Source organism: Rhodococcus aetherivorans (genome assembly GCF_011058165.1).
Taxonomy (GTDB): Bacteria; Actinomycetota; Actinomycetes; order Mycobacteriales; family Mycobacteriaceae; genus Rhodococcus; species Rhodococcus aetherivorans.
In genome coordinates this window covers 22,385-43,956 of the sequence record NZ_JAALEG010000050.1, presented here as the reverse complement: position 1 = coordinate 43,956, position 21,572 = coordinate 22,385, and the positions used below count along the sequence as shown (strand labels likewise).

Genomic DNA, 21,572 nt, shown 5'->3' with positions numbered 1-21,572 from the left:
CATCACCAGCCTCATCGGCCCCGACCGCAGCCACCGATAGCGGCCACCAACAAGAGCGTCCGTCTACCCGCTGACCAGGCACTACGCGAACTTCGTTGTTTTTTGCGCCATTACTACCGTGACCCCGGAACGGCAGCGGGGCTGCGGATCCCGGCGCGGTACCGGCACGACTGGGCGCTGTTCGCCGACTGGTGCACCGCCACCAACCACCGGCCCATCCCCGCCACCCCGGAGGCGCTCGCCCTGTTCCTGCGCGAGCACCCGGCCGCGGTCGCGACCCAGCGGCGCCGGCTCTCGGCGATCAACACCGTCCACACCCACCACGGCCACCCGGCGCCCGGCCGCAGCGAAACCGTCCGCCGCCCGCTGGATGCCGCCCGTGCCACCCGCCTCGACCGCCTCGCCCCGCTCCTGCTGCACAAAGCCGCCGAGCTGCCGGTCACCGGCTGGCCGAGCGGGGTGTTCGGCCGCCGCGACGGGCTCCTGTTGACCCTGGCCGCGACCGGGATGCCGTTCGCCCAGCTCGCTCGGCTGCGCCGCGGCGATGTCACCGTCGCCGCCGGCGCCCTCGTCGCCACCACGACCGACGGGGAACGGTTCTGTCTGCCGCCGGAGCCCGGCGCCGGCGCGAGCCCGGCGGTGGGGGTGTACTACAGGTGGGCGGAGATCCAGGCATTCCTGGATCAGTATCCGAACACCGACCTGCTCGCCCAGCACCTCACCGACCCCGTCGAGGTCGAACATCGCGTGCTCACCGACCGGCAGGCCCGGCAACCCCTGCTGTCCCCGATCGACCGCTGGGGACACCTGCCACTGATGCCCCAACCGATGACCGCCCAATCCATCGCCTCGATCGTCCGGGAACACCTGGCCGGCCGGGTACGGCCCCGCACCCCACTGCCCCTGCGCAAGCAGGGGGACCGGGACGACGACCCGCACGTCCGGCTCGAGACCGAGATCGACCTCGATCCGCACTACTACGAACGCGGTATCGCAGCCCGCCGCAGCGCCCGCGACAGCCTCGACGGCCTCGCCGACGTCTTCGACGACATCGAAGCACGTGCCGATGCCTTGCTCGAGGAACTGCTCACCGTGCTGGAGGAGCTGTAGGCATCCTGCCTTTCACCGGGCTGGTGCGCCGGACCCGCCACGAAACTGGCGGCGGGCAAGTCACTAACGCAGGTCGTTGACCGGGGCGAGACCTCGACGTCGATCGCCGAGTTGGTCGGCCTCGACGGTGCGACGGCTGGTGACGCGGACCGAGGATGCGGACAGCTCCGATAACGCCGCCTCGGACGGCGACAACGCGCCGAACTCGACCGTGCCGGGGCGGCTCGGCCGCAAAGTCGGTGGGATCGCCTGACGTAGCGCCCGAACCGGTGGCGGCGCGAGAGTAGAGGTTGGTGGCGGCGTGCGGTGGGCGCCGAGTGATAGGCCGAGGTCCGCCTCCCTCACCCCCATCGGGCCTGTCCGGGATTCGCCGCGTAAGAAATGTCAACCGGCTCAACGCGAGCGCGTAGAACACACCGACCGGCGAAGAAGCTGTCACTTCTGCACCGCGCCGACATCGACGCGCCACGCGCAACCAGCACCGAAGGCGTAGACCCCATGGAGTAGGGGTCCGGTCGTAACGGCGCATCAACAACGAAGTTCACGTAGCGCCCGGCCAGTGGTGCGAGTCCGGCACGGTCCGGGCAGAGCAGTCCCGGTGGGTCCTCGAGAAGTAGGGTGCCTACCGGGAGTGATCGGACTATTGGCCTGGTCGGACAGGGCCGGGTCAGTTCCCCTCGCCGTAGGAGGCGAGCATCTCCGGGGGAAGGGGCTGTTCCATGACGATCTGGGATCCGTCCCAGGTATAGGTGACGGCGGCGGGACCACCGGCCGGGCAGCAGAACGGTTCGTCTCCGGCGAGCCACCGGTATTCGACGGTGACGGAGGTGTCGGTGGCGGCGGCGACCGACGTGTAGGCGTAGGCCTCGGATGTGCCGGTGCCGAGATAGCGGCCGTCGGCGAAGAACAGCACATGCTCCGGAGCGGCAGCACTGTTGCCGCCGACTGCCACCAGCCACATCAGCGCAGGGCACTGTCCGACGACGGCGTCGGTCGCATCCTCCACCTGCCACGCAAAGTCGTCGTCGCTCAGGCTTGCGAGCGCGCTGGCGACCGGTGCCGACGTCGGGTCGAGACACAGCCCCTTTCCTTCGAGGGCGGAGGCCTCTCGAGGCGGTTCCACGGGGACGGCCACGGGTGCCTGCGGCTCGGTCGTCGACCGGGTGGGTAGGGGACCCGGAATGCGGGTCGACGGCTCGGCCGTGATGGTGGGGGCAACCGCCGCGGACGGTATCGCGGGGGCCGGGGTTGTCGGGGTCGCCGGATCGTCGGTGGTGGCGCATGCTGCGAGCAGGGCAGTCGCAGCGACACCGATCGCCAGGATGGTCGTGTGGAGCCTCATGGGCATCTCCTGCAGGGGCCGAGGCGTCGGTCGCCGGACCCACCCGGTACGTCGCGCAGGAAGGGAGCTGCCGTTACGCCATCGTCGGCCCGTTTTCCACGAAGTTCGTACCACACCTGCGGTCGGCCGGCCTTTCCGTACTCCGGGGAGCTGGGACGCGGCGCCGTCGGCGGCGATCCGTTCGAGGTAGCGCCATGCCGTCACTCAGGTCAGGGGTCGTGTCGCATCAGTTCCGTGGCGTCGCGACATAGTCGAAAGTCTTGCCGCTCGCCGTCAACGGGTTATCCCGCTTCCTCGTCGAGGACCCATGCCCTCTTCAGGGGAATGGCGCGACGGGTCTCTTCGGGCAGTTGTTCGTATACGTCGAAGAGCTGGTCCAACACATCATCGGCATCCCAGACTCGCATCGTCAGTCTGTCGGTGCGAATCTCCCGTTTGGCATCCTTCGTGATGCCACCCCAGGCAACGAGTAGTCCCTGATCTGAGCGGTTAGACAACATCGCGCCTTGAAGTCCGCGAACCACAGGAGCCTTGATCTGTCCCTCCTCGGATTTCACTTCGACGATGAGCGTCGGCGAGTCCAGCCCCAAGGGGCCGGAACCCGCGAGGATGTCGACGCCTTGGTCGGGTCCGGGTGGAGAAACGTCACAGACGAACCCGCGAACCCTGAGGATGTCGGCCACGAGTTCACTGAGGCGATGTCCCTTGAAGTTCTCCGACACATGGGTGCGAACACGGTCCCGGATTGTCTCCAATGTGGGAACGGAAACGGGGTCGACGACACTGTCGGAGTCGGCCGCGTCCCCGGTCGACTGTTGCGTCTTGGCGGTCTCGTCGAGTGCTAACGACCCCGGATCTGTCCCGGTCTCAATGACTGTGCGGAATCGGACCTCTGCTTCGTTTCTGCTCGCCGTGAAGATCGTCATTATCGCGCCGAGTGTGTAGAGCAAGTCGTCTTTGATGGCCGACCGGGGCACGTCATCGCGTTTCCAATTGACGGAGACGACGTGTTTCAATGGGGCGCTCGGCCAGTATTCGTAACCTTTGGTGCAGATACCGAATGCGAGGGACTTCGTCGTCTTTCGGGGCAGGATGACGATGTCCCCCGGCATTACATGGAGCAGGCCCCAGAGTTGGCCCGCATTGTTCGCGCGCAAGCCCGATGTGGTGCCCGGCATCGCGTCGTCGAGTAGCTTCCGGACATCCGCACGGGACTTGCAGTGAGAGAGATCGCCGACTTCATCCCACCCGCCACCGGCGGTGCCGTTCTCGAGACACCACTGTTCCCGCTCACCGTGCCTTCCAGCACGGATCACCCATGCGGTCATTTCTCTGATCCCTCTCCGTGCTGTGCGGATGAATCTCCGCGGTGCGGCCCGGTCAGGATCAGGTTGTTTACCGCGGTAAACAACCATACCAATTGGCCCTTTTCGTTTACCGCCGTAAACGGCCGACATACTGCAGCAAGAGCGTGAACTCATCCATGGACTGGGGGCGTACGGAAACGCTCGCACCCTACGACGTGCCGGATGTGGCCGGCTCGCCTGCCTGCTCGCCCCGACGGCAACGTTCGGCTTCCTCGCCCCAGTGCTCTCCGACGGCACGCACCACATGGGTTGACGATTTGAACGCGATCGCTCTTACAGCTTGGCTGTTTCGTTTTCCCTACTGTTGCCAGCCGATTGCACCACGCGGACATGCTCAGGTTGGCTGATGTCGCGCGAGTAGCGCGGTGATAACCTCACGGCGCAGCGAACAGTTACGCATATAGGACGGTGTGGTGGACGAATCGGTGGAACGCAGTTGGTCCCGGGCCCACCACGCACAGCATGCGGCCGGCAACGAGTTTTCGGCTTCTGACAGGGAGCGTGTGCGGCGACGATGACGTCCGAATTGTGTTCTACCGCTCCACGGAATCCTTCGCCCGCAGAACCATTTACTGCCGCCCCCGGCTCGATCGTGATCGTCCGTGACGAGGACTGGCTGGTCACCAAGGTCGAGGCGACGCTGGACGGGTTCTTCGTGCACGTCACGGGCCTGTCCGAGCTGGTCCGTGACACCGACGCCGTGTTCTCGACCGCGATCGACAATGTCGTCGAGGCCGATCCGACGAAGGTCGCGCTGGTCGCCGACACCTCCGACCAGTTCCGGCGGTCCCGGCTGTGGCTCGAGTCGATGCTGCGCAAGACGCCGGTCGCGGTCGCCGACCCGGGCCTGACTACCGCGCACCGTGGCCTCGCGAACCACCTCGAGTATCAGATGAAGGCCGTCCGCAAGGCCCTCGACCCCGACAAGCTTCGCCCGCGCATCCTGCTCGCCGACGCCGTCGGACTCGGCAAGACCCTCGAGATCGGCATGATCTTGTCCGAGCTGGTGCGCCGCGGCCGGGGCGAACGCATTCTGATCGTGACGCCGAAGCACGTGCTCGAACAGATGCAGATGGAACTGTGGACGCGGTTCGCGCTGCCGTTCGTCCGCCTCGACTCGACCGGTATCCAGCGCATCCGCCGGGTGCTGCCCGGCAACCGCAACCCGTTCACCTACTACAAACGGGTCGTCATCTCGATCGACACCCTCAAGAGCGACCGCTACGTCGCCAGCCTGCGCAAACACACCTGGGATGCGGTGGTGATCGACGAGTCGCACAACGTCACCAACTCCACCTCGCAGAACAACAGGCTTGCCCGGCTGCTCGCTTCCCGCACCGACGCGCTGATCCTCGCCTCCGCCACCCCGCACAACGGCCGCGCGGAATCGTTCGCCGAGCTGGTCCGCATGCTCGACCCGAGCGCGGTGAGTCCCACCGGTGAGCTCGACCTCGACGAGGTCGCCAAGCTGGTCATCCGCCGCCACCGCCACCACCCGGACGTCGCCGGCGAGGTGGGCTCCGACTGGGCCGAGCGTCAGCCGCCCCGCAACATCCCCGTCCCGGCGTCGCCGCTCGAGGACGAGGTCGCCCGCGAACTCGAGCAGGTGTGGTTGTGGCCGGGGTCGGGCACCTCGCCCTATTCCGGCAAGAACGCCTCGCTGTTCCCGTGGGTCCTGGCCAAGGCCTATCTCTCCTCCCCGGCGGCGCTGGTCGAATCGGTCCGTGAACGCCGTCGGCGGCTGGACGAGGACGACCCGGCCACCGCACCCGAACGTGACGCGCTCGACCGGCTCGCCGGCCTCGCCGTCCGGGCCCGCCACGCCGGCTCGGCCAAGTACGATGCCCTGCGCGAGCACCTCGCCGAGATCGGCGTCTCCCGCACCGGCACCCGCCGCGTGGTGATCTTCGCCGAGCGGGTCGCCACTTTGAACTGGCTCGCCGATGCCCTCGCGAAGGACCTGAAGCTCACCCCCACGCGCGGTAGGGAGCTCGGCCAGGTAACGGTCCTGCACGGCGGCCTGTCCGACACCGAGCAGCAGGACATCGTGGAATCGTTCAAGCTCGAGTCGTCACCGATCCGAGTACTCGTCACCGGCGATGTCGCCTCCGAGGGTGTGAATCTGCACTCGCAGTGCCACCATCTGGTGCATTACGACATCCCCTGGAGCCTCATCCGCATCGAGCAGCGCAACGGCCGCATCGACCGCTATGGTCAGCGTCATCGGCCTGAGATCACCACCCTGTTGCTCACCCCGTCCACCGAGCGGTTCGGCGGCGACATCCGGGTGCTCACCAAACTCGTCGAACGTGAGCACGAGGCGCACACCGCGCTCGGCGACTCCGCCTCGCTGATCGGCACCTACGACGTGAAGGCCGAGGAGGACGCGATCCGCGAGGTCCTCGCCGGCCACAAGCAACTCGACCACGTGGTCAAGACCGTCGACCAGGTCGGTGCCGGCGGCGGCCTCGACGCGCTGTTCGCCGACCTCGCCACCGGCCAGATCCCCCAGGACGTCCCCGAACCGGTGGGCGCCATCCCGGATCAGGCCGGAACCGGCGTGTACCCAACGGAATTCGCCTTCCTCTCCGACGCCCTCGCCGAGTTCATCAAGACACCCGAGAAAGCACCACCGAACGGCGTGAGCTGGACGGTGCACAAGCGGCAGTCGATCGCCAGCCTCACCCCGCCGCGCGATCTGGCGCAACGGCTCGAGGTGCTGCCGCAGTCCTACCTGCGCGACCGCAAGGTCACCGAGTCGTTCAAGCTTGCATACACCACCCTGCGCGGTGAGGAGGAATTGCGGCAGGCCCGGTCCGGGGAGTCGACCTCCACTTGGCCGGAAGCACACTATTTGGCGCCGCTGCACCCGATCATCGACTGGGCCGCCGACCGAGCACTCGCCGAACTCGGCCGCGACCAGATCTTCGCGGTCCGCGGGGACGTCGCCTTCCCCACCGTGTTGGTGCAGGTCACGCACACCAATGTGCGTGGCCAGGTGGTCGCCGCGTCCTATTACACCGTTGCCTTCCCCGACCCCACTGCCCCGTCCGGGCTCGCCCTGCCGCATGCGAGCGCACCGGATGCCGTGGCGACGCTGGCCTTGTCGGCGGTCAACGCCGGTGACCTGACCGGTGTCGACGCGTTGCAACCGCTGGTCGCGGCGGCTGTGCGCGCCGCCGATTCGGCGGCCGACCAGCAGGCGACCGCGATCCGGCAGGAAACCGCGCAGCGAGTGGACGACTGGATCGCGCGGTCGAGAAGATGGAAGCAGGAGGCCGACGCGCTCGTGCAACGCGCCGACCTCAAGCGGCGCACCGCCCGGATCACGGAGGAAGAGACCCTCGCGCAGGCCATGAACCCCGATCGGCGTCTGACCCGGCCACTGATCGTGGTGGTCCCGCAGAACTTCACGCCCATGGCACAGGAGCCACGATGACCCCGTCGGATGCCCTCGTTCTCGGCGAGGACTTCATCAGCGAGCACTACTTCGGCACCGACGCGAAATCGCAGTCGTTCCAGGCGAAGGTACTCGAACGCCGCAAGCAGTGGGACACCGCCAAGGACAACGGGGACGCGACGCCACGTACCCGCTACACCGAGCACCGAAACGCGTTAACACGCACGTTCAACGGCCTTTCCGAGGCGGCCGACGAGGACCTGCTCGATGAACTCTACCGGCAGCTACGGATGATCCTCGGTTTCGACGCCTCACTGCGGTGGGAGTGCGAACGTCTGGGCGGCTCGGACACCGAACCCGGCCCGGTGCTGGCGTTCCGCAGCCGCGGACTCACCGGTCCGGCGCCGCTGGTGATCGTCGAGGCGCGCGCCAACCTGACGATCGACGACCTGCTCGGCAAGACCGAGAAGACGCTGCTGCGCGAATTTCACACCGACGACGAGGCGATCACCTCGACCGCGTCGCTGCTGTCGCGGCTGTTCGTCGCCGACGACGGGCCCCAGTTCGCGCTGGTCCTCGCCGGCGGTCTCGCACTCGTCACCGAGCGCGAGCGGTGGCTCGAGGGCCGCTACCTCGCCGTCGACCTGCAACTGGTCGGCGAACGCAACGACGACAAACGCGGCGCCGAGATCGACCGCGCCCTTACCTGCCTGGCGGCCGAGTCACTCGCCCCCGACGCCGAGGGCACCATCTGGTGGAGCCAGGTGCTCGAGGAATCGATCAAACACACCGTCGGGGTCTCGCAGGACCTGCGCGAGGGTGTGCGGCTGTCCATCGAGATCATCGCCAACGAGGTGGTCACCCGCCGACGCGAACTCGGCCTCGATCCGCTGCCGGCCGGGCAGGCGCAGCCGCTGGCCCGCCAGTCACTGCGGTTCCTGTACCGCATCCTGTTCCTGCTCTATGCCGAGGCCTCCCCGGAGCTCGCCGTGGTCCCCGTCGGCGTCGACGCCTACGAGCGTGGATACAGCCTCGACCGCCTGCGTGAGCTGACGCTCGTCGAGCTCGCCAGCCCCCGCGCCAAGGCCGGCACCCACCTGTACGACTCACTCGCCGCGCTGTTCGAGCTCGTCGACCGCGGGCACGACGGCGGCGACGAGGACGAGACCGACGACACCGACCCCACCGAATTCGACCCGGCCGACGAGGCCGAGCAGGCCGGGCTCGCCGGGCTCACGTTCCGGTCGCTGCGAGCCGACCTGTTCCGGCCCGTCACGACGGCGCTGATCGACGAGGTGAAGCTGGGCAACGCCGCGCTGCAGCAGGTGCTGCGGCACCTGCTGCTGAGCAAGGAGGCCAAGGGCCGCGACCGCGGTTTCATCTCCTACGCCCAGCTCGGCATCAACCAGCTCGGCGCGGTGTACGAGGGCCTGATGAGCTACACCGGATTCTTCGCCGAGGAAGACTTGTACGAGGTCGCGAAGAACGGTGATGCGTCGAAGGGCTCCTGGGTGGTGCCGCACGACCGCATCGAGGGCATCGCGAAGGCCGACTTCGTCCGTGCGCCCGACGAGGTCACCGGTGAATGCAAGCCGGTGATCCACCGGCGCGGCACATTTGTGTTCCGGCTCGCCGGCCGCGAACGCCAGCAGTCCGCGTCGTACTACTCTCCCGAGGTGCTCACCCGGTTCGTGGTCGGGCAGGCGCTCGAGGAACTGCTCGACCAGGACGGCATCCGCACCCCGGCCCGCGACATCCTCGACCTGACCGTGTGCGAGCCCGCGCTCGGGTCCGGGGCGTTCGCGATCGAGGCGGTGCAGCAACTCGCCGAGCAGTATTTGACCCGGGCACAGGAGGAACGCGGCGAGCGGATCGACCCGGACAAGTACACCGCCGCGCTGCAACGGGTGAAGGCCTACATCGCGCTGCACCAGGTATACGGAGTGGACCTCAACGCCACCGCGGTCGAGTTCGCCGAGATCTCGCTGTGGCTGGCGACCATGGGCGAAGGCCTGTCGGCCCCGTGGTTCGGCCTGCACCTGCGGCGCGGTAATTCGCTCGTTGGGGCGCGCCGCGCGGTGCTGCCCTCGGCAGCGGTCAAGGCGGCGGGCTGGATCACCGCCATGCCAGTCGACAAGCCGATCGCCGGGCTCGGCGAGGATCTGAACGGGGCTGTCCACCACTTCCTGCTGCCCGCGGACGGCTGGGGCAGCACCGTCGACGCCAAGGACGCCAAGGAACTCGCACCCGACACGCTGCAACGCCTCAAACACTGGCGAAAGTCGCTGCGGCCCAAGCTCACCGCGAAACAGGTCACAGCCCTCGCCGAGCTCGCACGCCGCGCCGACCGGCTGTGGGCGCTGGCGCTGCGCCGGCTCGAGATCGCCGAGACACAGATCCGCCGCGACATCCCCGTGTGGGGCGCCGACCAGCTCCCCGTCGGCGGCGCCGTCACCCGAGAACAGATCGAAGCCTCCCTCGCCGATCCCCACGGCTCCTACCAGCGCCTACGCCGCGTCATGGACGCCTGGTGCGCACTCTGGTTCTGGCCCCTCACCGACGACACCGCCACCGTGAACGGCGAACTCGTGACGCCACCGACCATCGACAACTGGATCGACGCCCTGCGGCAACTGCTCGGCCAAGACCTCAAGGTGAGCCGGAAGGACCAGCAACAGCACAGCCTCGCCGACATCGCGGAATGGACGGAACTCGGCGAAGCCGAGGACGCCGACCTCGCCTTCGCACAGGCGAAGGATCCCGAGGACGTGCTCACAGCGCACCCGTGGCTGGTGGTGTGCGAGCGGCTGGCCGAGCGGCACGGGTTCTTCCACTGGGAGCTCGACTTCGCGCCGGTATTCGCCCGAGGTGGATTCGACTTGCAGGTGGGAAATCCACCCTGGGTGCGGCCAATAACGGACGTAGACGCTCTTCTCGCCGAAGGCGATCCCTGGTTTCAACTCGCAATCAAGGCGACTCAGGCACAGGTGAAAGCGAAACGGGAGGCCACGCTCACACTGCCAGGAATCTGCAACCTTGTCATCGACGGGACAGCGGACGTCGCCGCCTTGGCCGAGTTCGTGGGCGACTCTCGCCAGTATCCGCACCTCGTGGGCTTACAGCCGGACCTCTACCGCTGCTTCATGGAGCAAACCTGGCGACACATATCGGCCAGAGGCGTGGTGTCCCTGATTCATCCCGAGACGCATTTCACCGACGAGAAGGCGGGGGTGCTGCGGGAAGCGACGTACGGACGATTGCGCCGGCACTGGCAGTTCATCAACGAACTCCAGTTCTTCGAGATTGACCATCATGTCTCCTACGGCATTCACGTATACGGACCGCACCGCGACCCGAACTTTCTGAGCGCGGCCTCGCTGTACCACCCCGACACCGTGGTGCGCTCGCTGCAACACGAAGGAACGGGGCCGGAGCCCGGATTGAAGGACGACGCCGGTGCATGGGACCTGCGGCCACACGCGGCACGGATCATCACCGTCACCGACGAAGTACTCGAATCGTGGAAAAACGCACTCGAGGCTCCCGCAGTGCCGGCTCGGCAGACTCGAATGGTCTACACGGTGAACCGATCGGCAGCGAGCGTGCTCGAGAAGCTCACAGCCACTTCACGAATCGGGGCACTCGGACTTCAGTTCTCGGCGGGCTGGCACGAGAAGAACGACCGCACCAAGGGGTACTTCGAAGCCGAGTGGGGTGTCGCAAACTCATGGGATGACGTGATCCTCCAAGGCCCGCACCTACACGTCGCGACCCCGCTGTACAAGACGCCGAACTCGACGATGCGGAACAACCTCGACTGGTCAGCGACCGATTTCGAGGCGCTCGCCGCCGACGCGATCCCGGCGACCTCGTACAAGCCCGTCTGCGCACCGGAGAAGTACGATGCCGACTACACCTCCTGGGAGGTCACCGGCGAGGACGGCATTGTCGAGACCGTTCGTGCCCGGGATTGCTACCGCATCGCCTGGCGAATGATGGCCGCGAACACCGGAGAACGCACCCTCATACCGGCCATTCTTCCCCCTGGCGCAGCGCACATTCATGGACTCACCGCCGCCGCGATCCCTCACAGTACTCGCACAATTGCAACAGTTGTTGGCGTTGCGAGTTCGTTGATCGCAGACTTTGGAGTTAGGTCCGCGCCAAAGGCGACGATCTCTCCCACCACAGTGTCACGTCTCCCGTTCGTGGACCACTCGCGCATCCGATTGGCCATAGCCGGCCGCGCCCTTCGTCTAAACTGCGTAACCACCGCCTACGCCAGCCTATGGAACGAATGCGTCTACCCAGCAATGCAATCCGACTCCTGGACCGGCGGTTTCACCCACACCCGTCGCCGCCCCCTGGGCGAGATTGGCCTGGAGTGGACCCGTGACACCCCTCTCCGTATCGCCGCGGACCGCCGGCAGGCGCTGGTGGAGATCGACGCGCTCGTTGCCCTCGGCCTGGGCCTGACCGCGGACGAGTTGTGCACGGTGTACCGCACCCAGTTCCCGGTGCTGTACGGGTACGACCGCAAGACCTACCTCTACGACAACGCAGGGCGGCTGGTGCCGCAAGAGGTTCTCGTCAAGTGGCGCACCAGGGGCGACAAGCTGTCCGAGGAGGAGCGCACCGCCACCAATCCGGCCGGCAAGACCTACACCTATGAGCTGCCGTTCCGGTTCCTCGACCGGGAGGCCGACATGCGGGAGGCGTACACCGAGTTCGAGCGGCGCCTCGCCGCGGAGCGGTAGCGCATGTCGGAGTTGCTGCCGCTCGCGCAGGCCGAGTCGATCAAGCACAGCCTGCTCGACTATCTCGGCACTACGTTTGCGCTTGCCGACCCCGATGCGCGCCGGGTGCTCGACGAGTTCCTGCAGCATCCCGAGACGGGGATGTTCCGCGGGCCGTATGTGCGGTTGCGGCTGCCGTTCCGTCCGGCCGCGCCGGGCTGGCGCGACAGCCTGGAATGGTACGAGGGCTTCACCCCGTACGGGCATCAGGCGGTGGCGTTCGAGCGGCTGTCGAGCTACCGCCTCACGCCCGAGCGGCCGCGCCCGCTGCCCACACTGGTCACCACCGGTACCGGGTCCGGCAAGACCGAGGCGTTCTTGTACCCGATCCTCGATCACGTGCAGCGCGCCAAGCGTCGCGGAGTGACCGGGACGAAGGCGATCATTCTCTATCCGATGAATGCGCTCGCCAACGATCAGGCGTCCCGGCTCACCGCCCTGCTTACCGAGCACGCCGCGCTCGGTGGCATTACCGCGGCCCTCTACACCGGTGAGGCGGGGGACAAACGCACCCGGGTGACCGCGGACGGACTGATCACCGACCGCGACGTGATCCGCGACCTCGCCCCGGACATCCTGCTCACCAACTACAAGATGCTCGACCAGCTGCTGCTGCGGCCCGCCGACGCCGACCTATGGCGGCAGAGCGCACACAGCCTGCAGTACCTGGTGCTCGACGAGTTCCACACCTACGACGGAGCCCAGGGCACCGACGTCTCCATGCTGCTGCGCCGACTCGGCCTCACCCTGAAAAGTCACTGGGCCACAGACGATCCGATCATCATGGCCGAGGATCGGGCCCGCCCGCTCGGGCGTATCACACCCGTCGCCACCTCCGCCACCCTCGGCGACGGCGGTGACCCGGCCGCCATGCTCACCTTCGCCCACACCGTCTTCGGTGAGGAGTTTCCCGTCGATGCGGTCGTCACCGAGTCGCGCCTGTCCATCGACGACTGGGTCGGCGACGCGCCCACGAGCGAATCCGTCGCCGGGTGGCGTGCCGGCAACCTCGACCCCCAGCGGATCACCGACCTCGCCGCCGCGGCGGCCGGGCCGGCCGACCCTCGGACGCTCACGCTCGCGGTGTTGCGCGGACTCTACGACGGCGGTGACGACGCGGCCCTCGCCGCCGCGGTCATCGGCGACGGCCCGCTCGTGCTCGACCTCGTCAAGACCCACCCGGTGTTCCACCGCCTGGTCGCCCTCACCCGCGAGGCCGTCCACCTCGACGACCTCACGCCAGCACTGTTCCCCGACGACACCGCGCGCAGCGTCAGGGCGGCGGTGCGGCGCACCGTCACCGCCGCCCTGGTCGGCGTACTCAGCCACGTGCGGGCCCGGCACGGTCGCGCGGCCGCATCGGTCGACGTGCACCTGTGGACGCGCGAACTCACCCGCCTCGACCGGGCCGCCTCAGGTGCACCCCTGTTCGCATGGGGCGACGACGGCGTACGCGTCGACAGCATGGACCCCGACCTTCCGACCGAGCCGCTTCTGCCGGCCGTGTACTGCCGGCACTGCAACCGCTCCGGATGGGGCATCGCCCTCGCGCCCACCGGATCCGACCTCGACTCCGACGACACCACCATCCGGCGCCGGGCACTGCGCAACGACGACCGGTTCCGCGCGCTCATCCACGCCCCCGGCGAAGCCGCCGAACTCGAGACGAAACTGGCCGAGGGCGCCGGGACCGACCGGTCCGACGATGAACCGTCGGGCTTGGCGTGGCTGCTCGTCGACGAACGCCGGCTCGCCTACACGCCGCCCGGCGCGGCCGTCCTGGCCGAGGGCCGCGCACTGCCGGTGCTGGTGCACCGCTCCGACTCGGCCGGATCGGACTCGGTGAAAGACGTCTGCCCCGCGTGCCGGCAGCCCGAAGGCATCCGCTTCCTCGGCTCCGCGATCGCGACCATGCTGTCGGTGTCGTTGTCCACCCTGTTCGGCAGCCCGGATCTCGATGCCCGGGAGAAGCGGGCGCTGGTGTTCACCGACAGCGTGCAGGACGCCGCGCACCGCGCCGGCTTCGTGCAGGCCCGCTCGCACGCCCTGACCCTGCGCACGTTGCTGCGCCAGGCCCTCGCCGACGGCGAGTCCGACCTCGACTCGCTCGCGCACCGCGTCATCGACCTCGCCGGCGACGATCCGGGCGCCCGCTACCGAGTGCTGCCCCCCGAACTGGCGGACCGGGACGCGTTCAGCGAGTTCTGGAAACGGCCGACACTGGCCCGGGTACCGTCGAAGACACGCACCAATGTGCGACGCCGGCTGCTGCTGGACATCCAGCTCGAACTCGGACTGCGGTCCGGCGTCGGCCGCACCCTCGAACGCACCGGGACCATGGTCACCCGCCTCGATATCGCGCCGACCGTGCTGCTCGCGTGCGCCCGCGAGACGGTCGACTCGCCCGACGTGCAGCACGGCCTGTTCGGGCCCGTCGACGATGCCCGCCTTCTCGCGTGGGTCCGCGGTGTTCTCGAACGCATGCGCAGCCGGGGCGCGATCGAGCACGAGTGGTTCGCGAAGTTCCGCCAGGAGGATGGCAACCGGTGGTGGATCACCGGCGGACGGCGTCGTGGCGAGGGCATGCCGGGCTTCGGCAGGGGGAACTCGGCCCCCGGCTACCCCGTGCTCGGCGGGTCGGTGCGCGACACCGACCTCGAACCCGTGGCGTCGGTGCGCGGCTGGTACGCCCAGTGGACCGCGAAGGCGCTCGGTGTGGGTCGCCAGGAGGGCGCGGTCCTGGCGCGGCTGCTGTTCACCCGGCTGCGCCGCCGCGACGTCATCGGCGAGGCCACCTCGAACAGCGGTGCGCAGACCTTCCACCTGCCGGCAAGTGCGATCGTGGTGCGTCCGGTCGCCGACACGGAACTCGCGTCGGGCGCCATCGCCCTGGCCTGCACGATCTGCCGCGACGTCCTGCACGGCGCCCCGGAGGCCCTTCGCGATCTGCGCGACGCTCCGTGCCTGGTCGACCGGTGCGACGGCAGGCTGCGGCCGCACCAGCTCGAGGACAACTTCTACCGGCAGATGTACGCGGCCACCGACATCCGGCGCGTGGTGGCCCGTGAGCACACCAGCCTGCTGCCCGACGACGTGCGTCTCGAGTACGAAACCCAGTTCAAGCAGCCCACCCCGCCGCCCAACGCGCCGAACGTGCTGGTCGCCACCCCGACGTTGGAGATGGGCATCGACATCGGCGACCTGTCCGCCGTGTTGCTGTCGTCGCTGCCGCGCTCGGTCGCGTCGTACCTGCAACGCGTCGGGCGTGCCGGCCGACTGACCGGCAACGCGCTCGCACTGGCGTACGTTACCGCCCGCGGTGACCAGCTGCCGCGTTTCACCCGGCCCGAGGCCACCATCAACGGTGCGGTGCGTCCGCCGGCCACCTACCTCGACGCCGAGGAGATCCTGCGCCGCCAGTTCACCGCGTCGGTCGCGGACGTACTCGCCCGCCGCGCCGGCGCGCCGCATCCACGCACCACAGCGGATGCGTTGCGCTCTACCGGACGCCGGACGTATCTGGGTGCGCTGATCGCCGAGGCCGAAAGCCGGGCCGCCGACCTCGCAGGGGAGTTCCTCACCGGATTCCCCGCCCTCGATGCCGAGGTCGCGGCACGTCTGCGCGCCTTCCCCCAACCGTTGACCGGCCCGGGCACCAGCGAACTCGCGGCCCGGTGCCACCGAGCGTCGGCGGAGTGGAACCGCCGCATCGAGATGCTCACGCACCGCAAGGCCGCTGTGGACAAGGCACTTCCCGGCCTGCAGGATCGGGCCACCTCTCCGGCTGCGACCGAGGAGACCCGCCGTGACCTGCGGGCAGCGGAGGCTGCGAAACGCCTGATCAACAAGCAACTCGCCGAATTGCGGTCCGAGTACTGGGTGAGCGCCCTGGAATCGTTCGGGCTGCTGCCGAACTACACCCTGCTCGACGACACCGTGACCCTGTCGGTGTCGGTGAACTGGCTCAACCCGGACAGTCAGGAGTACGAGCACTCCGAGTTCGAACTGCACCGCGGCTCGGCGCAAGCCTTGCGCGACTTCGCTCCCGGCTCCACCTTCTACGCCAACGGTTTCGCGATCGCGATCGACGCGGTGGACCTCGGCGCCGACGGTGATGCCGTCACCCAGTGGGCGTGCTGTCCCGCATGCGGATACGTCAAGGAACTTTCCCCCGACCTGGCCGGGGCGGATGCGCCCATGCGATGCCCACGCTGCGGGTCGGCCGCCATTGCCGACACCAGCCAGCGTCTGCCGGTCGCCGAACTGAGTACGGTGTCGGCGATCATCCGGCGCGAGGAAGCGACGATCGACGACTCCCGCGACGAACGCAACCGGGAACGGTTCACCGTGCTCACCGCCGCCGACATCGACCCCGCGCACGTCGGCAAGCGCTGGTTCGTCGAGGGGGTGGGCTTCGGTGCCAAACACCTGCGGCACATGCAGATCCGTTGGCTGAACCTGGGTGCAGCAGCAACCGGGGGCGGCAGCCGCCTGCTCGCCGGGCAGGAAGCCGATGCCGCGCTGTTTCGGGTGTGCTCGGAGTGCGGCAAGCTCGATGCGGCCACCGGGGCCAATCGGGCGAGCGAACACCGGCCGTGGTGCTCGCTGCGCACCGCGATGGAGGAGTCGATCACCTCGCTGGCGCTGGCCCGCCGACTGACCACCGAGGGTCTGGTGCTGCGCCTGCCACCGTCGGTGACGCTGGGGGACTCGTTCGCGATGCCCTCGCTCTCGGCCGCGATCCTGCTCGGCCTGCGGGAATACATCGGCGGCGATCCCGACCACCTGGAGATCACCCCCACCGTCGACCCGTCCCCGCACGGCGCCGACCATGCTGCGCTGCTGCTGCACGATGTGGTGCCGGGCGGCACCGGTTACCTCGCCGACTTCACCAAACCGGAAACGGTGTGGGACATGCTGCACCGGGCGTGGGCGGTGGTGAAGGACTGTCGGTGCCGCGACGAGGGCAAACTCGCGTGCGAGAACTGCCTGCTGCCGTTCGCGGCCCTGCCCGACGTACCACGGACCTCGCGGTCCGCCGCTGAACGACACCTGGCGAACCTGCTGGCGGGCAAGGAGTTCGGACCGGCCGACGAGCCGGAGGTACCCGACACGATGCCATGGTCGGTCACCGAGACCGAACCCGACGTCACCGAGAACGAATCCGATCTCGAGAAGCGATTCCGGGTCGAGTTCGCCGAACGGCTCAAGGCGCTCGGCGCGACCATCACCGAGAAGCCCACCGACCGCGGCATCATGTGGGACATCGCGCTCGGTTCGAGCAACCGGTGGACGCTGCGGCCGCAGGAGAACGTGCTCGGCAGCAAACCCGACTTCGTGCTGACCTCGGCTCGCGGTGGCGTCCCGCCGACCGCGATCTTCACCGACGGGTGGGCCTACCACGCGACCCCGGCACACAACCGCATCGCCGACGACGCCGAGAAACGCCGGAACCTGCGCGACGGGGGCTACCAGGTCATCGCCGTCACCCGTGACGACGTCGACGGTGCGGTGCTCGACACCCCCGGATTCCGCTCCGAGGTCACCTCGTTCGTCTTGGGCCGAGCCGGAGACCAGCTGTCCAAGAGGGCACTCGACCTCGTCTTCGGCAATGCGATCGACCTGCTGCTGGCCTGGATTCAGCAGCCCTCGCGGCAGGCTCGCGGCCAGCTTGCGCACTGGTTGCCGATTCTCGGCCTTGCCAGCCTGCAGGGCGTGGGGCGCCGAGCTCATGGAGCGCCCACCGCACTGGCGCTGGCGGCACTCGACGATGCACTCGACGAGTCGCCCTCCGGGGACACGCTGGTCTGGCGCTACGGCGGATTCGCCGCCGCCATCAGACTCTCACCCGGCTCGCAGTCGTCCACCGAGGTCGCGGTGGTGCTCGACGACGCCGCCGCGGCGCTGACCGAGGATGCCAAGGGCGCGTGGCGGGAGTGGCTGCGCTGGGCGAATCTGCTCAACTTCCGATCGCTGCCGACCGAGATCACCAGCCGGGCCGCGCTGTCGGGGGGCCTGCCGGCGCCCGTCCCCCCACCCACGCCCGTCCCGGCGCCGGAGCCGCAGGCCGCGACCGGCCTCACCGGTCCGTGGCGCGACGTGTACGACGAGGTCGCGGCGAGCGAACGCGAACTCGTCACCCGCCTCGCCGCGGCCGCCGTGCCGGTGCCCGAGGTCGGCGAGGAGTTCCGCGGCATCCCGCTCGAGATCTCGTGGCCGGACCGCAAGGTCGTCGTCGACACCGGCATCGAGGACGCGGAGCGCGAGGAGTTGTCCGCCGCCGGCTGGGTCCTGTGCCCGGCCGACACCGACGCCGTCAAGGCTGCGTTGCAGGAGGCAGGTGCGTAAATGGCACAGATCATTCTCGGCCCCGGACTGTCCGGGATGGACGGCAGCCTGCACCAGGCCACCTACCGGTTCCTGGCGAAACTTGCCGCCGACGACACCGCGCCGGGCCTGCACATCGAGCCGATCAACAACTCTGCCGATCCGCGGGCTCGGACCGGACGGGTGGACATCTCCAACCGTGCGGTGCTGTTCAAACTGCAGGGCAGCCAGCAGGACGCGTCCTACGTCTTCATCGGTACGTTTCCGCACGACGAGGCCATCGCCATCGCGCAGAAGTCGCGGGTGAACATCAATCCGCGCAACGGTGTCGCCGAGCTGATTCCCGTGGACGACCAGCCGGTCACCGCATCTGCCCCGGTCACCCCACCGCCGGTGACGGCACCGCCGGCCGCTGCCGAAGACGAGGTCGAGACCAGTCTGCGGGCCCGCGAGTTCACGGTCGACGATTTCACTGCCTTGGGCATGGACGCCGCGTTCGCGGAAGGGGCGCTCGACCTCCTCGGTAGCGACGCCGTTCTCGACTACGCCGAGCAGGCGCCCGCTGCATGGCAGGCCAGCGCATTGCTCGACATCTACACCGGCGAATCGTTGACCACGATCCGGGAGAAGTACCAGCTCGATCAGCCGGCCGCCGTTGATGCCGCCAATGACGACGACGTGCTCGCCGCGCTCAAACACCCGGCAGCGCAGATGGAGTTCGCGTTCATCGAGGACGACGCCGCGTTGCGGGCCGCCATCGAGAACCCCGACTTCGCAGCATGGCGCATCTTCCTGCATCCCGAACAGCGGGCGTATACGACGCGCAGTTACAACGGCCCGTTCCGGCTGTCCGGCGGTGCTGGCACCGGGAAGACGGTGGTGTTGTTGCATCGTGCTCGCGAGTTGCATCGTCGCGATCCCGAGGCACGGATCGTGCTCACCACCTTCAACCGGACCCTTGCCGACGCGCTCCAAGAGCAGCTGAGCGTGCTCGATTCGACCATCGTGCTCGCGGCAGAGCTGGGGGAGCCCGGGATCTACATCGCCGGTGTCGACGCGATCGCACACCGGGTGCTCACCTCGTTCGCGATCGAACTCGGCGGCGCGGACGGTAATCCGGGTGCCGTCGCGCAGGTGCTCGGACCACGCACCGCGCAGGTGAGTAGACACACCCATGCTCAGGCCTGGGCGATGGCCGCCGAGGAACACGGCGCCGGACTCGGACCCGACCTGTGCACCCCGTCGTTCCTCGAGGCCGAGTACGCCACCATCGTCCTGCCGAACCGGGTGACTACCCGAGAGGAGTACCTCAAGGCCCGCCGCACCGGGCGCGGCGTATCGCTCAACCGTGCCCGGCGCAATGCGGTATGGGACGTGATCGAGGCATACCGGGCCGCCGCCGCCGCCGACGGCACCACGGACTTCGAGGAGAAATCCGCCATCGCCGCCCAGGTCCTGCACAACATCAACGGCAAGAGGCTGGCCGACCACGTGCTGGTCGACGAGGCACAGGACCTCAGCCCGTCACGACTGATGCTCCTGCGGGCACTCGCCCCGTCGGGCAAGGACGATCTGTTCATCGCGGAGGATTCGCATCAGCGCATCTACGGCCAGCCGATCGTGCTGGGCCGTTACGGTATCAACATCGTCGGCCGCGCACGCCGGCTCACACTGAACTACCGCACCACCGAGCAGAACCTGCGCTACGCGTTGGGCATCCTGTCCGGCGCCGAGTACAGCGACCTCGACGACGAACCCGAGAGCACGGAGGCGTACCGGTCGGCACGACGCGGCCCGAAGCCGCGCCCGATCGCGGCGAGATCACTCACCGACGAATACGACATCGTCGCGCGCACCGTCCGTGAGTGGCTCGACGCCAAGGTGGCCCCCGAGTCGATCGGTCTGCTGGTGCCCACCCGCAAGGAAGGCGAAGCGCTACCACGCGCCCTCGGCGACCGCGGTGTGACGGTCGCCTTCGTCGACCGGGACACCGCCGGACCGTCCGGCACCCCCCAGGTGATGACCATGCACCGCTCGAAGGGCATGGAGTTCGCAAAGGTGGTCCTCGTCGGTGTCGGCGCCAAGAACATGCCGCGCACCTACTTCATCGAGGCGCTGCCCGAAGGCGACCGTGCCGACGCACTGCAGCGGGAGCGGTCGCTGCTGTACGTCGCCGCGACACGAGCTCGAGACGAACTAGTGGTGGTGTACGCAGGTGACCCGAGCGAGCTGCTGCCACAGATCGGTTCGGACATACCCACATAGGCGACGTTCCCACCGTCACGTTCGATTCCAGTACCCGAAGCCACCGAATCGAGACCATGGGTCCGCGCCGGTTCCCGGAGGCCTCGGGGCTGTCGCACATGCAGCGGGCGAGATCCGGGGATAGAAGGGGGCCCCGACACGAGAGTTGAACGGAACTATCTGCACCGGTGAGGATCCGACTTCCACCACCGCGCAGTCCTGGTCGGGCATCGTAGCGGCCACAGAACCGAGACCAATGGGCTGTGTCACAAAAACTGAGGAGAAATGATGGCGAATAGCGGCTGGGAGTTCTGGCGAGTTCCTCCGGTGGCCGACGACGGTTGGAATGGCTGGCCATCACACGACCCGGCGCCCGTGGGATCGACCGCCGCAAGGTCTGGACGTTGATGCCGAACGGCTTGTCGTTCATCGCCAACTGGTGCCTGACCAAGGACTACTGGCGTGAAGACACCCCGAGTGTGTGGGCGTTCGAGAATATCGACGTCGAGGAAGCCCGACAGGTGGCACTCGAAGTGCCGCAGCTTTCGCCAGAGACCCATGGCTCTTCGTACGCGTCGATACTCAAGAATCGTTACGAGCCATGGAATCATATAGCAGAATCAGAGGAAGTGAAGGAGGGTGTCGTGTCAAAGAAAATCGTTGTCGTAGGCGCCGCCAAGCAGATTATTCTAGGGTTGAACAGCGAGAGCAGGTCCAAGATGGCGGACTGCCTCAGCAATGAGCTGGTTCCCCCCATAAACGTCACCTTCTCTCGCTCAGAGGGGGGGAAAACGATCACCTACACGCCCCTGAGCAACGGCTGGATTGCGGCGACGCGGCCAGAGGAATCATCCGAAAGACCGCCAGGTATCCGCGAGAAGAGAACCATATTGCTCGACTTGCTTTCGCCGGGGTCGGCACTCGCAGTCCTGTGAACTCCTCATGCGCCCTCCATGCGCCAGACCAGCCAGAATAGACAACGAGGA

At 67.9% G+C, this 21,572-nt stretch carries 8 protein-coding genes; 6 read left to right on the top strand and 2 right to left on the bottom strand.

The features are described from left to right. Positions 1-102: 102 nt before the first annotated feature. Entirely contained in the window at positions 103-1,110 is a 1,008-nt protein-coding gene (locus G6039_RS18720) for a hypothetical protein (RefSeq protein ID WP_043800266.1), read from the top strand. Positions 1,111-1,777: 667 nt separating this feature from the next. Here G6039_RS18720 and G6039_RS18715 read toward each other — a convergent pair. Both G6039_RS18715 and G6039_RS18710 read right to left on the bottom strand, forming a co-directional pair. Then, complete coding sequence (locus tag G6039_RS18715; RefSeq protein WP_051446099.1) at positions 1,778-2,452, bottom strand: LppP/LprE family lipoprotein; 675 nt, start codon at positions 2,450-2,452, stop codon at positions 1,778-1,780. A 281-nt stretch (positions 2,453-2,733) separates the two neighbouring features. Further along, entirely contained in the window at positions 2,734-3,780 is a 1,047-nt protein-coding gene (locus G6039_RS18710) for a restriction endonuclease (RefSeq protein ID WP_043800264.1), read from the bottom strand. Positions 3,781-4,411: 631 nt separating this feature from the next. Between G6039_RS18710 and G6039_RS18705 the strand changes: the two genes are divergently transcribed. The 5 genes from G6039_RS18705 to G6039_RS18685 all read left to right on the top strand — a co-directional run bounded on the left by G6039_RS18705 (position 4,412) and on the right by G6039_RS18685 (position 21,521). Beyond that, positions 4,412-7,258, top strand: coding sequence for a helicase-related protein (locus G6039_RS18705; protein ID WP_308936527.1), 2,847 nt, complete (start codon positions 4,412-4,414; stop codon positions 7,256-7,258). Then, on the top strand, positions 7,255-11,976 hold the full coding sequence (locus tag G6039_RS18700) for an Eco57I restriction-modification methylase domain-containing protein (protein ID WP_043800261.1): 4,722 nt from the start codon (positions 7,255-7,257) through the stop codon (positions 11,974-11,976). The genes G6039_RS18705 and G6039_RS18700 overlap by 4 nt, the downstream gene beginning before the upstream one ends. 3 nt (positions 11,977-11,979) lie before the next feature. Further along, positions 11,980-18,363 carry a DEAD/DEAH box helicase gene (locus tag G6039_RS18695; protein ID WP_043800259.1) on the top strand — a complete coding sequence of 2,128 codons (6,384 nt, stop codon included), beginning with the start codon at positions 11,980-11,982 and terminating at the stop codon, positions 18,361-18,363. Next, the gene (locus G6039_RS18690; RefSeq protein WP_043800257.1) at positions 18,364-20,607 is read left to right on the top strand and encodes a 3'-5' exonuclease; all 2,244 of its coding nucleotides are present in this window, start codon (positions 18,364-18,366) and stop codon (positions 20,605-20,607) included. 320 nt (positions 20,608-20,927) lie between these two features. After that, complete coding sequence (locus tag G6039_RS18685; RefSeq protein ID WP_152103809.1) at positions 20,928-21,521, top strand: hypothetical protein; 594 nt, start codon at positions 20,928-20,930, stop codon at positions 21,519-21,521. Positions 21,522-21,572: the final 51 nt, after the last annotated feature.